Source organism: Geobacter sp. SVR (assembly GCF_016865365.1).
In the GTDB taxonomy this organism is placed as follows: domain Bacteria; phylum Desulfobacterota; class Desulfuromonadia; order Geobacterales; family Pseudopelobacteraceae; genus Pelotalea.
The window spans coordinates 1,679,599-1,694,379 of record NZ_AP024469.1 but is presented as its reverse complement, the minus strand read 5'-3'; the positions used below and the strand labels follow the sequence as shown (position 1 = coordinate 1,694,379).

12 protein-coding genes are annotated in these 14,781 nt (G+C 58.9%); 7 read left to right on the top strand and 5 right to left on the bottom strand.

The genetic code is table 11. The features are described 5' to 3' along the window. Positions 1–149: 149 nt before the first annotated feature. The 5 genes from GSVR_RS07830 to bioA form a co-directional block, all read right to left on the bottom strand. A complete protein-coding gene (locus tag GSVR_RS07830) occupies positions 150–941 on the bottom strand; it encodes a hypothetical protein (protein WP_173197443.1) in 792 nt (263 codons plus the stop codon). Positions 942–1,001: 60 nt separating this feature from the next. After that, a complete protein-coding gene (locus GSVR_RS07825) occupies positions 1,002–2,345 on the bottom strand; it encodes an OmpA family protein (RefSeq protein WP_173197441.1) in 1,344 nt (447 codons plus the stop codon). Between the two features lie 45 nt (positions 2,346–2,390). Then, positions 2,391–2,915: a hypothetical protein gene (locus GSVR_RS07820; protein ID WP_173197439.1), complete on the bottom strand. Its 525-nt coding sequence runs from the start codon at positions 2,913–2,915 to the stop codon at positions 2,391–2,393. A 437-nt stretch (positions 2,916–3,352) separates the two neighbouring features. Beyond that, the gene (locus GSVR_RS07815) at positions 3,353–4,732 is read right to left on the bottom strand and encodes a sigma-54 dependent transcriptional regulator (RefSeq protein WP_173197437.1); all 1,380 of its coding nucleotides are present in this window, start codon (positions 4,730–4,732) and stop codon (positions 3,353–3,355) included. A gap of 159 nt (positions 4,733–4,891) precedes the next feature. Then, on the bottom strand, positions 4,892–6,259 hold the full coding sequence (gene bioA / locus GSVR_RS07810; protein WP_173197435.1) for an adenosylmethionine--8-amino-7-oxononanoate transaminase: 1,368 nt from the start codon (positions 6,257–6,259) through the stop codon (positions 4,892–4,894). A 306-nt stretch (positions 6,260–6,565) separates the two neighbouring features. On the opposite strand from bioA, the gene GSVR_RS07805 reads away from it, so the two are divergent. The 7 genes from GSVR_RS07805 to GSVR_RS07780 all read left to right on the top strand — a co-directional run bounded on the left by GSVR_RS07805 (position 6,566) and on the right by GSVR_RS07780 (position 14,770). Next, positions 6,566–7,483 carry a DMT family transporter gene (locus GSVR_RS07805; RefSeq protein ID WP_173197433.1) on the top strand — a complete coding sequence of 306 codons (918 nt, stop codon included), beginning with the start codon at positions 6,566–6,568 and terminating at the stop codon, positions 7,481–7,483. 530 nt (positions 7,484–8,013) lie between these two features. Beyond that, positions 8,014–9,444, top strand: coding sequence for a fibronectin type III domain-containing protein (locus GSVR_RS07800; protein WP_173197431.1), 1,431 nt, complete (start codon positions 8,014–8,016; stop codon positions 9,442–9,444). Between the two features lie 222 nt (positions 9,445–9,666). Next, complete coding sequence (locus GSVR_RS07795; protein WP_173197429.1) at positions 9,667–11,376, top strand: YncE family protein; 1,710 nt, start codon at positions 9,667–9,669, stop codon at positions 11,374–11,376. A 110-nt stretch (positions 11,377–11,486) separates the two neighbouring features. Next, complete coding sequence (locus GSVR_RS07790) at positions 11,487–12,053, top strand: hypothetical protein (protein WP_173197427.1); 567 nt, start codon at positions 11,487–11,489, stop codon at positions 12,051–12,053. A 380-nt stretch (positions 12,054–12,433) separates the two neighbouring features. Continuing rightward, entirely contained in the window at positions 12,434–12,565 is a 132-nt protein-coding gene (locus GSVR_RS22185) for a hypothetical protein (RefSeq protein WP_255569689.1), read from the top strand. 51 nt (positions 12,566–12,616) lie between these two features. Continuing rightward, positions 12,617–13,600 (top strand): sulfurtransferase, encoded by a 984-nt coding sequence (locus GSVR_RS07785; protein WP_173197425.1) that lies wholly within the window; start codon positions 12,617–12,619, stop codon positions 13,598–13,600. Between the two features lie 234 nt (positions 13,601–13,834). Further along, complete coding sequence (locus tag GSVR_RS07780) at positions 13,835–14,770, top strand: sulfurtransferase (protein ID WP_173197423.1); 936 nt, start codon at positions 13,835–13,837, stop codon at positions 14,768–14,770. The last annotated feature ends 11 nt before the right edge of the window (positions 14,771–14,781 follow it).

Here is a 14,781-nt window from a genome sequence, read left to right as displayed (position 1 = left end):
CGTACAAGGCATGGGTAGCGAGTGAAGGCTGGAAGGATTCACGGATTCAGCTGCCGGAGTTTCTGAAAAAGGGGCTTGAGGGATCGAAATCGATTCCCCAAGCCCCTTTAGATATGCCTTCCCTGTTATTCCGGGAAGCACTGCCCCCGTCAGCGTTGCTCCTGCTTTTTAGGGGCAGGGCCGGCCGAGAACACGACGCGCTCGAAGGTACGGTTCAGGCTCTTGCTGGTGAAATTGGTCATGACATTGCCCGGCTGCAGTTCAATCACATCGCCGACCGCGACTTTCATAGGCGGCACCGCAGCCCAGGTTTTACCCCCCTCCTTTTCAAGGCAGAGATAGGTATAGCCGCCGCCATCCATGGTTTCCACCACCTTACCGGCAAGTGCCGCAGCATCCTGTGCTCCGCCGCCGGCCGCCAGCATGGCGGACATCCCCTTGGGCATGGCCTGGACCTCTCCGCCGGGATGGCCCGGAGGCATCTGCATGTGTCCGTCCGGTTTTTTCTGCTCCGTATCCGCAACCAGTCCCACGGAGAACAGGATATCGTCAAAGCTGCGCCCCAGGCTCTTGCTCGTAAAGCGCCCCATTTCCATCCCCGGCGCAACCTGAACCTCCTGCCCCACTGCAACCTTGGCCTCCGGGATGGCCACCCACTTTTTCCTGCCATCTTTTTCCAGCAGGATGTAGGTATATCCGCCGGCATCCATCGTCTCCGCGACCTTCCCCGCCAGAAGCGGCGCATCCGGCAGCCGGGCGGCACTGGCCTCCGGCGCTCCGGAAGCTGCTTCGAGCGGCCGAACTTCCTTGACGGCCGCGGATGGCCCGGCAGCCGGCTCGGCCAGATCCCTGAGCAGGTCCGCTTCGGTGATTGCCAAAGCCTCTCCGGCGGCAATACAGACAGCTATGGCGCCGATGGTCAACAGCTCTCTTCTTTTCATGGCGAAGCTCTCCTTTGGTGGTGTGATGTGATTCATAGCGCTTCCGCTGGGGGTCCGCATTCACTGCTGACCATCGAACGGGTCGATGGTAATGATGGCCCGGTGCTTGCCCTGCCTGCTCTGATGCCTGGCCTTGCCCTCCCTGATGATGAGCCGCTCCGGCTCGATGCCGAACAGAAGCAGCTTCTGCCTGACGCTGTCGGCCCGCTCCCGGGAGAGCCCTTCTTCCGCTTCCCGGCTGTCGGGGAGATCTCCCTGTCCTTCGATGGTCAGGAAGGCATCCGGGTATGCCTTGAGGTAGAGCGAGAGATCGATCAGATCCCGGTAGTACTCCGGCTTTATGAAGCTGCTGCCCTTGTCGAAATCGATCTCCGTCACTTTCGAAACCCGCTGCTCGATCGGCCGCTCCGGCGGCGGCGCAACGGGTGCGGCAGAGGCCGTCTCCGGGGCGGATGACGGAGCGCCCCCGCCGGGCCCTTCTGCGACAGTGCCCGGTGCCGCGGCATCCGTGCTTCCTCCGGTCGCAGCCTGTTCCGACATCTTGGCCGCAGCGCTGCCGTCACCCCCGGCAGACGGATCGGCCGGGATTGCCGGAGCAGCCGGCGCGGGGGGGGCAAGAGGGGGAGCCGGCGGTGGCGGGATTTTGTCAGCAGGGGGATAGAGCACGCCTATCCCAACTACTCCGGCTTTTTCGAGCTTTTCAGGCAGGCTGCCCTCTGTCGGCCAGACCGGCACTGCAGACGCTCCCCCGGTCCCCGAAACCTTCCCTGAACCGGCCCCCTTGTCCGGCTTTGGGGGGGGCGGCGGCGTGACTGCTTTTTTCTTGCGCTCCTTGCCGAAATAGTAGGTCAACCCGGCAACGAATTCGAAGTTGTTCCGAAAATGGGACTCATGATAGACCAGCAGCTGACGCACATCACCCCTCACGGCCAGGTAGTCCTCAATCAGGTACTTCAGGCCGCCGCCGTAATTCAGCAACGGATCAACGTTGGAACGGGAAGCGGTGATCAGGTCGAGGGCCCCGCCCCCGACAGCGATGAAGGGAACCAGGCGCGCTCCCGGGGTAAACGGGTAGGTGACGTCAAGACGGACGAGATGGCCCCGGGTGTCGTCGGAAGATTTTGTCGAAGAGGTCGAAAGATAGCTGTAGGAAACCTCGATGCCGAGACTGTCGGCAATGGAGCGCCCTTGCATGTCATAGCCCAGCTTGACCCCGTACAGCGGGGTTGCCCGGAGGTTTTCCGATCCGGCAAACAGGTAGCCGCCAACGGTAGCGGTCAATGAGAACGAGCCATCCCTGGAGTTCTGCTTTTTTTTGCCCGTTTCCGCAGCGCCCGCCGGAAAAGCGAGCAATCCCCACACGCCCAGCATGACAATCAGGCGGCACACAGCCGTTTTTCCCATCGCCCTCTCCCGGATTACGACGCCATGACAGAACAGAAATGACAGTTATTGCTTGCCGCCGTGCGCTACCGGCTGGGCTTGAGCGGTCACCATGGGTCCCTCCGAAAAGACGATCCTGTCGAAGGTCCGGTTGAGGCTCTTGCTATGGAAGTCATGCATGACCATGCCGGGACGCAGGTTCATGACGGCGCCGACCTGGATCTTCCCGAGCGGAATGGCTGCCCACTCTTTTTTGCCGTTGTTATCCAGGTATACATAGCTGTAATTGCTGACGGACATGGTCTCCACGACCTTTCCGGAAATGCTGCTGATTTCGGTGACCGCCTCGCCGGCTGCGGATTTCGAATCCTCTTTGGCTGCCACTGCGCCCGAGGGCTGATCGCCGACCTGGGCAGCCGCGGCAACCGCCGGTTTGCCCTCCCCCTGTGCGGCCATGGCCATTTGTTTGGCGCCGCTTTTGGCGATCTTGGCTTCTGGCTCAGCTTTCGAGGAATTGCTGCAGCCGCCGAGGCACACGACAGCAATTGACAGCACGATACCCCCCATCACCAGCTTGGCATTTCCGTTCATACCCGCTCCTTTACATGAAGGTTCTCCCAACATTCCTATCTTTGTATCATCGTTTTTTAATCTTTCAACTGACGCATAAGTTTTTTTTTACATTAGTCAAAAAAGAGGATGGAGTCCGGGACGAAAGGAAAGACCGGCGACGCCGGCAGTAGCGGGCTCATGGGGGGCGGTGCTTGTGGTACCGGGAAGATCCCGTGGGGTGGCAGCATCAACTGCGGGGCATTCCCGATCATAACGGGAATAATGGGGAAAAAGCTCAGGAATGGAGTCGGTAGGGAGCAATAATGCAGCAGATGATTTTCAGGCCTTCAGGGTGGGAACTGTCACGGTTCCGGGTGTCCGGCACGCCCGTCCAACACGGACAAGGGGTTGATCTCGCCCGGGCTCCGCGCTGTTCGGCGGGAATATCGATCGAGGAAAAGAAGATTTCAGGTGGTTCAGCCCATTCCCAGCCGTTTCAGTTTCTCGACGAGGGTCGTGCGGTTGATCCCCAGCAGCGCGGCCGCCCTGGCCTTTACCCCGCCGGCCAGCTCCATGGCCTGCGCTACCAGTTGGCGCTCGATCTCGGCCAGGGCCGCCACCATATCGATCCCGGCCTCGGTCAGCTCCAGGCTGGGGCCGCCCGGCATGCCCCGCTGTCCCGACATCTCGGTCGGCAGGTCCTCCACATGGATGACATCCCCCTCCGTGAGTGCCACCAGGCGCTCCACCAGGTTCTCCAGTTCGCGCACGTTGCCGGGCCAGGCATGCTGTTCGAGCGCCTCCAGGGCCCGTCTGCTGATGGTCATGGGCCCTCGTCCCATCAGCCGGCAGTATTTTTCCAGGAAGGTGCCCACCAGCAGCATGATGTCCTGTTTGCGATCCCTGAGGGGGGGCAGGTGCAGCGGAATGACGTTGAGGCGGTAGAACAGGTCTTCGCGGAAGTTCCCCTGCCGCACCTGTTGCTCCAGGTCCAGATTGGTAGCCGAGAGGACCCGCACATTCAGCTTGATGGGACTGGTCGAGGAACCGACCCGCTCCACCTCCTGCTCCTGCAGCACCCTCAGCAGCTTGGTCTGCAGATGCATGGGCATGGTGCCGATCTCGTCCAGAAAGATGGTGCCCTGATTGGCCGCCTCGAATTTGCCGGCCTTGTCCCTGATAGCCCCGGTGAAGGCGCCGCGCACATGGCCGAACAGCTCGCTTTCCAGCAACTGCTCCGGGATCGCCCCGCAGTTGACGGCAATAAAGGGTTTGTTCTGGCGGCTGCCGTTGTGGTGGATGGCCTGCGCGACCAATTCCTTGCCGGTGCCTGATTCGCCGGTGATCAGTACGGTCGAGTCGGTCTTTACGATGCGAGACATGCGCTCGAAAACGAGCTTCATGGCCGGCGAGCTGCCGATGATGTTGCTGAATTCGAAACGTCCCTTGAGCTGATTGCGCAGGTAAACGTTTTCCAGAAAAAGCTGCTGCTTTTCGAGCGCCTTCTTGAGGAGGATCTTCAATTCATCGAAGTTGACCGGCTTGGTGATGTAGTCGAAGGCCCCCTCTTTCATGGCGCTGACAGCGGTTTCGGCCGAGGCGTAGCCGGTCAGTACGATCACCTCGGTGGTGGGGGAAATCCGGCGGGAATGCTGCAGGATCTCGATGCCGCTTCTGTCCGGCAGGAACAGGTCGGAAACGATCAGGTGGAACTGCTCCCGCTCCAGGGCCTCGAAGGCCTCATCACCGGTGGCAACCGAGACGACGGCATAGCCCGAGGCCTTGAGCAGCAATTCCAGCATTTCACGGCCGGAATCGTCATCGTCAACCAGCAGCAGACGGGTTTCAGGGGTCATTGTCGTACCTCGTGCCGGGTCAGATGTGTGGCATTTAATCTGCAATCAAGGGGAAATGCAATCAGAAAATCATTGGCCGGAATGCGAAACCCCGCTGGAGGCGGGGTTTCATGGGAGATCACTTCACGGATGTGAGGCCGGTGACCGGAAAAAGCTGCATCATTCACCGGTCACCGCGACGATGGAGCGTTCCAGTCCATCCATCAGCAATTCCAGCTCATCCTCCGTGATCGCCAGCGGCGGGAACACCACCACCGTGTTCCCCAGCGGGCGCGAGAACACCCCGTGCCTGCGCGCCTCCAGGCAGACCCTGATGCCGGTCTTGAGCTCCCAGGGATAGGGGCGCCTGGTGGATTTGTCCTCGACCAGTTCGATCCCTGCCGCCAGGCCGCACTGGCGGATATCCCCCACGTGCGGTAGTTGCGTAAGACGGGCCAGGCGCTCGGCCAGCCTGATGATCCTGGTCTGCAGCGTTTCCAGCAGGTTGTCCCGTTCGAACAGCTCCAGGCTCTTCAGGGCCACCGCACAGGCCAGCGGGTTGCCGGTGAAGGTGTGACCGTGAAAGAAGGTTTTCAGTTCGGCATAATCGCCCCTGAAGGCGTTGTAAACCTGGTCATTGGTGACGGTCACCGCCAACGGCAGGTAGCCGGCCGCAATACCCTTGGAGATGGCCATGATATCCGGCACCACGTTTTCGTGCTCGCAGGCGAACATTCGGCCGGTTCGTCCGAAGCCGGTGGCCACCTCATCGGCAATCATCAACAGACCATAACGGTCGCACAGTTCCCGCACGCCGCGCAGGAATCCCGGAGGCTGTACCAGCATCCCCCCCGCGCCCTGCACCAACGGCTCGATCACCAGTCCGGCACAGGCTGGGCCATGCTCTTCCATCAGCGCCTCCAGGGCGGACAGGCACTGCATGCCGCAGACAGCCGGGCTGGCGCAGCCGTGTTCGCAGCGATAGCAATAGGGGGCCGGGGCCTGAATAGTTTCGAACAGGAGCGGGCGGAAGGTGGCGTGATAGATATCGATGCCCCCCACGCTGACCGTGCCGAGGGTATCGCCGTGATAGGCGTTTTTGAAGGTGATGAAACGGGTCCGCTCGGGCCGGCCGCGGTGCACCTGATATTGGAAGGCCATCTTGACCGCCACTTCCATGGCGGTGGAGCCGTTGTCGGAGTAGAAGAAGCGGTCCAGCCCCGGCGGCGTGATCCCCGCCAGCCGGCGGGCCAGGAGGATGCTCTGCTCGCTGGCCAGCCCCAGCAGGGTGGAATGCTCCAGCCGGTCCACCTGCGCCTTGAGCGCCTCGTTCAGCTCCTTGCGGCAATGGCCGTGGACATTGGTCCACATGGAGGCCACCCCGTCCAGGTAGCGGCGCCCCTCGCTGTCGATCAGCCAGCTCCCCTCTCCCCTGACGATCACGATCGGCTCCTCCCGCTCCCAGTCCTGCATCTGGGTAAAGGGGTGCCAGACGTAGCGTTTATCCCACTCCTGAAGTTGTTCGGTTGTTATGTTCGTATCGCTCATGCCGGGAAATTTAGCACGAAATGGGGTGAGGCGGGGAGAGAAAATGTTTACACTTTGCATCCGCAGAAGCGGGCCTCGAGAACTCGGGAACCGAAAGTAGATGACATGGCCAGGTTTTGCGTGATATGTTCACGCCATGTTCTACCCTACCTTTAGCATACTTCCCCCTCCACCAGCCATTCTCGCCTGACAGGGCAGACTGGCATCGTTTCACTCTCTCGCCTTTCCGCGACCGCACCTGAATTGCGCCTATCTGCCTTGTTCCTGTAACCCGTTAATTCATCTTGAGAACAAGGAGATACTTCCATGCATTCCCTATCCCGCGACCACGTGGTATCACGCCGCGGACTCGCCTGTATTCTGCTGGCCGGAGTCCTGTGGGGGACCGTCGGCATCACGAGCAAATTCCTCTACGGAGTGGCAGCCACGACCCCCTTGTCCGTAGGTTTCTTTCGTCTGGCCCTGGCAGTGCCGGTACTGCTGTCGGCCTGCTGGCTCACGCAGCGGGGCCGGATGTTCGCCATACCGCGGCACGACCTGCTGTTGATGCTGCTGACCGGCATGATGACGGCACTGTACCAGCTCTGCTATCTGGCTGCCGTAGAACGGACCGGCGTGGCAGTGGCGACGCTGATCACGCTCTGTACCGCACCGGTCATGGTGGCAGCCTTTTCCATGGTAATAACGGGGGAACGGCTGTCTGCCCCTGTCCTTCTGGCTCTGGCAGGCGCACTGGCCGGTACCGCCGTCCTGGTCGGTTTCCAGGAGAGCACCGGCGACGTGAGCCGGAGCATGAGCGGGAAGTTCCTGGCGCTCGGGTCGGCCTTCGGCTATGCCGTCATCACCCTGACCACCCGCAGGCTGTCCGGTCGTTACCACCCGATCCAGCCCATAGCCATCAGCTTCAGCATCGGCGCACTGCTGCTGTTTTTCGTTGCCCTGGCCAAGGGGATTGTCCTGCACTACTCCCCGGTCGGCTGGGGGCTTCTGCTCTACCTGGGGGTGATCCCGACGGCCCTGGCATATGTGCTCTTCATCGCCGGAATACGTCATACCACGGCAACCGTCGCCAGTGTGGCGACCCTCATGGAACCGCTTACCTCCACCATACTGGCCTGGATGGTTTTCGGCGAACGGTTCAGTGCCCTGGGCTACGTCGGGGTTGTTCTGCTGGCCGGATCACTGGCGCTGCTCTTCAAAGCTGGAACGACATCCGGCAGATAGCGGCGCGATACCTGAACACGGTTATTTGCGGACACGTTTCAAACGTGACTGCTGCACAAAAGGACAGGCCGCTCCCGCGCAGAGCGGCCTGTCCTTTTTTCACCCCCGGATGCTTTTGGTTGGCGGATCCTAGACCCTTCATCGTTTTCTGAAACGTGTGGTATTTGCTCGACATATCCATCAATGCAGCACAAGAGAAGCACGGGGAAAAAGAATGCGGGGCCTGTTTGCACCAGCGTGCATTGGAGAGCATGAGCGGCGAGGTGGCTACCGTTAGATAATTCTATAAAATCACCAGATAATATATTTATTTATTGACACGGCAATTTTCATTTGCTATACGAGCACATATTCTTCGGCCGTGCCCGGCACGAAAGACCGATCGCACTTCCCCCTCACGGCGGGTATTGCTTTCACGAACCTTTACAGCTGACCAGAAAACTGGAGGCCATGTTTATCTCTCCCACGAGATAAACATGGCCTTTTTTATTTATTACGGTTGATGAAGACCAACGAGAAGGAGAACACGCATGACAAGGAGAACCGTATTCAGGCTGGCAGCGGGATACATCATCGGAGGGGCGCTGCTGATCGCAGGGTGCGGCGGCTCCGGGACGGCGGGGAGCCCGAAGGTGACCGGTACCGCTTCCGAAGGAGCACTGATCAAAGGCAAGACCGTGCAGCTCAGGGACGCGGAGAACAAGACCGCCCCTGCAGCTACGACCGATGCTGCAACCGGCGTCTATTCCATCGATGTTTCGGGCCTCAAGGCCCCGTTTCTGGTAACCGTGACCGGCACCAACGGCACCTATGTCTCCCTTGCACCAACAGCCGGAACAGCCAACATAAACCCCGTCACGACCGCGGTCGTGGCCCTGGCCGCCGGAAACCCGGATCCGGAGGCGCTGTTCAGCGGACTGAACGCCCAGAAACTCTCCGACATCAACGCCACCTATGCCGCCCAGGCTGCCAAGGTCACCACAGCCCTGGCCGCCATCCTGCCAGCCGGCGCCTCAGCCTCGGATTTCTTTACCGGAACCATCACCGCCGGTAAGGGGATAGATGCAGTATTCGATTCCTACACTATCAGTGTCAGGCCGGATAGTGGGATCACCGTCAGCAACAGGGATGCCATCCCGGTAACGCTGCTTTCCGTTGCCGCCGCTTCAGTAAGTCCCTCCGCCGTGTTGACCGGCATCCCGAATGCCCCTGCCACTCCTGCCGGCGTATCCGCTACCGCTGAAGAAAATGCAGTTCACCTGTCATGGGGAGCAGTCAGCGGTGCCACCTCATACAACATCTACTGGTCAACCACCAGCGGCGTCACCAAAAGCACTGGTACCAAAATCGCCGCTGTCGACGATCACCATTACATGCACACCGGCTTGAACGCCGGCAGTACGTACTACTACATCGTCACCGCGGTCAACAGCACCGGCGAGAGTGCCGCGTCGAGCCAGGTGTCCGCAAGCACGCCCGCCGCTGTTCCCACAGTTCCGGCAATACCGGCCGGTGTATCCGCCTCGAGAGGCATCAACCAGACAACTATCACCTGGAGCCCGGTCAGCGGAGCAACCTCGTACAATATCTACTGGACCAACGACCCGACTCACGTGATGAAAGAAATGGGGGCCGCGAAGATTGCCGGTGTTACCAGTCCGTACCGCCACACCAACCTGACCGCCGGTCTCCCGTACGCCTATGTTGTCACGGCAGTGAACAGCATCGGTGAAAGCGGCGAATCGGAGATCGCTTCGGCCACAACCTCGACCGTCGACGGTTTGGCCCTGTACAGTGCCAAATGTGCCTCATGCCACAATCCGCTGGCAATCTCCGAGAAGAAGGGGAGAACCGCAACCCAGATCCAGGCGGCAATAACGGCCAACAAGGGCGGAATGGGCAGCCTGTCTACGCTTGCGGCGGAGCAGGTCCAGGCAATTGCCGAGGTGCTTGGTTTTTAAAATCTCGTATTCTGTTGTCCCTCCAGCAAAGGGGGAAACGGATGTGAAACCGGTACCAACTGCCCCGACCAACAGGAACCGATGTTTCACGACAATCTGCTGACCGGAAAAACCGGAGGCCGAGAGTAATGCGCCCTGAGCGCGCTATTCCCGGCCTTTTTGTTTTTCTGACATGACAGTACCCCGGTTTCGCCGGAGGAAAATCAACCATAGGAGGAACAGATGAAAAAGGTATCACGATTGTTACTTGCAGCCATGGCCGTGGTGTCCCTGGGCCTGGCCGGTTGCGGCAGTTCCAGCTCCGCACCGGCAGCGGCAAAGACCGCCACTATCAGCGGGGCTTTGGAACCGGGCGCCAGCAAGGTTACGCTGAAAACGGCGGCAGCGGCGACCGGCGCCATCGGCACGGTCAAGGCCATTGATGCCGCCACCGGTAACGTGATCAGCACCGCCGATGCCAACATCAATGCCGACGGAACCTTCAGCCTCAATGTCACCCCTCCCACCACTCAAGCCGGGGTCATTCTGAAAGCGACCCTCACCACCAACAGCAAAGCCTACCGTCTGCTGGTCACCGATACGCTGACGGTTGGCGCTACGCTTTCCGGCAAGGCCATCGGTCCGAATTCGGATGTGGTTGTCACCAAAGTGTCCGCTGATCTGGCTCACGGCGGTGTACTGGGTGACGGCGGCGTGCTTCACAATGGTACCACCCTCGCCGCTGTTGCTGCCAAGGTTGCCGATGTGCAGGGTGAAGTGCTGCCCAATCTGGCCGTCGGCTACGTGATCAACACCGGCGGTTCCGGAACCGCTACGCCCGGTTTCTCGATCATCGACCGTGTAGCCAAAACCGTGACAAAAACCGTCCGGTTCACCAATCTGCCCGGCGTGAGGGTCAACCATTTCGGCAACGTCAACACCGACGGCTCCGAGCTGTGGCTGTGCACCAACAAGGCCGGCGGCGCCACCGGCGACGTGAACGTATTCGATCTGGTCGGCTTCAAGAACTACAGCACCCTCAACGACAGCAACAAGGCGACGCTGATCAAGAAATCCTGGACCGTGGGATGCGGCGTGCAGAACGTTCAGTCCCCCAGCGGGAAGTATGTCTTTATCTCGTCCGATCAGTCCCCCAAAGGGGTCAATGTGTTTGATGTGGAAAAGAAGGCCTATCTGGGCAATATCACCAATGGCAATACCGCTCCCCACGTAGGCGCGGTTTCCGCGGACAACAAGACCTATTACACCTCCACGGCCGGTTCCTACCATGTGGTGGGCTACGATATCTCGGGCCTGGCCACTGCGGCCGAGTCCACCACGGACACCGCCACCAGGACCACGCTCAATCTGAACAAAGTCCTGGATGTGGACTTCGGCTACGGCAACATCCATGCCCTGCGTCTGCACCCCAGCGGCAAGTATCTGTTTGCCGGGAACAATACCTGGCCGGTACCGACCGGCAAGACTTCCACCTCAGGGGTGAACGTCATCGATCTTACCGCCAATCCGCCCAAGATCATCGCCACCATACCGGGTCGCCCGCATAACTTCGCCATTTCTCCGGATGGCAAGTACCTGATTTCCACGGAATCCACCGCAGCGGATTGCGATATCACCCCCGGCGACCCGGCCAGCCTGCTGCAGTTCATCGACATCTCCACCCTGCTCACCGCCACCCCCGATCCGACCAAGATCAAGGATATCCTGCACTATAACCACCCGGGATACGGCGGCAGCCATGCCGGATGGGATCCGACCACAGGGCTGTTGTACTATGCGGTCAGCGCGGATGCCGACGGCCAGGGATGGCTGATCAAGCTCGACACCAGCGGTCTGTCCAATGCCACCCCCAGCGTCACCAAGGTCGGAGACAGCCTCAAGATCGGCTGGAACCCCCACGGTGTCCTGTTTCCCGGTGTGAACGGAGATTAGCACCCGCAGGGTAGATAAACGCGCGCCCGCTTCCTGAAAAAGGGAACGGGCGCGCACCGTTTAACCGGCATAGGTTGAAGGGAATTTTCACTTCAGAGAAAGGAAGCGTAATGAAAAGAACGATCATTCACATCTCGCTGGCCTGCCTGCTGCTAAGCGTTTTCATGCTGGCTGGCTGTGGAGACGGCTCCGGGGGAGCGGCAGCAGCCGCCAAGGTTGCGGCTGCACCGGCCGATGTGACGGCGACAAGCGGCATCAACAAGATCACCCTTTCCTGGAATCCTGTTGCCGGTGCCGATTCATACAATATTTACTGGTCGGACACTCCCGGACCGTCACCCGCAACCGGGACCAAAATCGCCGGGGTTACCAGCCCCTATGTTCATGAGGGCCTTTTTGTAAGCAAGACATATTTCTATGTTGTTACCGCCGTCAGCCACGGTGTGGAAAGCCCTGCATCGAGCCAGGCGGCGACAGTGGCTGCCACGGATGGTGCCAATCTCTACAGCACCCTCTGCGCAGGATGTCATGGACCGGTTACGGCCACTTCCATCACCAATGGCACACCCAACAACATCAAGGCGGCCATCGCGAGCAACACCGGGGGAATGGGTACGCTCTCCTACCTGACCGATGACACCATCCTTGCCATTGCCAACATGCTGCCCTGCCATTGATCCAAAGATAATTGCCTTCCGGAACGCGAGACTGGGAATCCACTCTCAGCCTCGCTCTCTCCTCAATACCAAACAAATGTTTCCGGACACCCTATCGACCTGGCAAACCATGCCAAGCCACGCATTCCGGCGCTTCCCCACTTTACCGCGCACCCAGCTTTTGCCGGTCATTAAAAAACACTACAAAATCAATAGACAATATATTTAATTTATTGACAGGCGATTTCGCGTCTGTTATACAACACCATATTTTTCGGTCGGTCACCCGTCCGAAAGGCAGAACCCGCACTCCTTCCCTCACGGATGGGGATTGCGCTCGCGTATATTCACAGCTGACCAGAAAAACTGGAGGCCATGTTTATCTCCCCGGGAGATAGAACATGGCCTTTTTGTTTTTGCGGCCGCTGAAGACCATCGGAAAGGAGAGCGAAAATGACAGGGAGAACCCCGGAGCTGGCGGCATGGTGTATTTGCATGGAAGTGCTGTCTTTCGGATGACCGGGTATGAATGAAGAAAAATACAGGCGCCGCCTGAACCGCGGCTAAAGGAGAGAATAGCACAAATGAAATCAAGAGCAGTAATCACCATGCTGACAGCAGTAGTCCTTTCTGGCTCGGCACTCCTGGGAGGATGCGGAAGCTCGGTGGAATCGACGTCCACAACAAACGCACCGGCAGCGGTTGCCAAAAACGTCGAAACCTTCACCACTACCGATACCCTGAGCGCTGACCGGCAGAACATTCTGGTCGTGGATGTCCGTTCTGCGGCCCTGTATAATGCCGGGCACATTCCGGGAGCCATCCGCAATACCGTTTCGATTAACTCGACTACACCCACGGCAACCGGTTCTGCCGGAACCCTCGGCCTGACCCAGGCAGAATTCATTGCCCTGGCCGACACCCTGGGCATCACCCCGTCAACAAAAGTCGTTGCCTACGATACGGACAACAGCTCCTCGGTCGGCCGCTTTGTCTGGACACTGCTCCGCTACGGACATAAAAATGTCGCCATACTGGACGGCGGCTACCAGAAATGGGCAGCTGAGGGACGCCCGACCGAAACCGCCGCAAACCTGCCTATCCCCAACGCAACTTCGTACGTGGTCACCAATACAGCCGACATCGATGTCAGCGCCGATTACGTCCTGGCCCGCATCAATACCCCCGGAATCGTAATCTGGGATTCCCGCTCGGTGTTGGAGTATATCGGCTATGACCTGCGCACCAACCCGAGAGGAGGCCACATCCCCTATGCCGTCAGCCTCGACTGGACGAATCTGCAGCAGCCGACCAGCAATGGCGTGTATGTCCTGAAGAGCCCTTCCGAGATACTGGAACTGCTGCAACAGCATGGCATCACTCCCGACAAGGAAATCATCATCTATTGCCAGGCCGGGGTGCGCTCCTCCTATACATCCGACACGTTGCTGGGGCTGGGCTTCACCAGGGTAAAAAATTACACCGGCTCATGGGGTGAGTGGAGCGCTGCTCTCAAACCCGATGGAATTACCTATAAATATCCCATCTCAACAGGAACCAATCCCTGACGTGCAGACGACGGGAAAACAATGGCAATACGCCACGGTCGTATCCTGTGGGATGTCGATCGCTGACTGCTCTACAAACTGTTTACACCGCATATTTAAAACGCTTAACTATTGGTATTTTCAATAAAAACTGACAAAACACGCGGTAATGATAATTTGACTTCCAGTTTCGGGCTTTGCTACCGTACCCCCCTTTTGCCGGGGATTACCCGATATTACTGGAAGGAGGCAGTTATGAAGGCAGCAGCACGATTTGGATGGGTAGTTCTGGTTGCGAGTGTCACCCTGTGCATGGCAGTGATTACGGGGTGCGGCAGCAGTGCCACAGTACTGACATCGGCGCCGGAGACGTATAAAAACAGCGCATTACTGGTCAGTGTCGATGAATTGGCAGCGGGGCTCAACGATGTCAACCTGGTTGTTATTGATGTGAGAAGTGCCACCGATTACGCTGCCGGACATATCGCAAAAGCAGTCAACCTGACCCCGGGGACATTCGACAAGGGTGGCTCCGGTGTGGATAGCAGCGACCTGAAAACCCCCGCGGATATTGCCACCATACTTGGTAATGCCGGAATCTCGGCCAACTCCCGTATTGTGGTGTACGGCAAAACAGTGGATGCCAGTGCCGGCCGTGTTTTCTGGATGCTGGAGTACCTGGGGGCCAAGGATGTACACATCCTGAATGGCGGTTACGACAACTGGGTCGGCGATATCAGGGCCACGGTGACAACGGTGCCGGTGCCGACGGCAGCAACCTTTGTTCCGGCAGTGGATGACACCAAACTTGCCACCAAGGCGATCGTGCTGGCCAATTACAGTAACAGAAGCAGCTATGCGATTGTCGATTCCCGGGATGCCACAGACCCGACCGGCACCAAAACCGGGACCATGCTGCCCTATAGTGCCAAGCATATCCCCAATGCCATCAATATTTTGAACGGTGATTTCCTGAACGCCGACAACGCGGTCAAATCCTACGACGATCTCAAGGCGCTGCTGAACGGCAAAGGAATCACCCTGGATAAAAAAGTAATTACCCACTGCTACGTGGGATACCGTTCCGGGCAGGAGTATTTCATATTCCGGCTCATGGGTTACGATGTCAGCAACTACGATGGTTCCTGGGCTGAATGGAATGCGGATGCGACACTGCCTACTGAGCCGTAGCCAAACAAGGA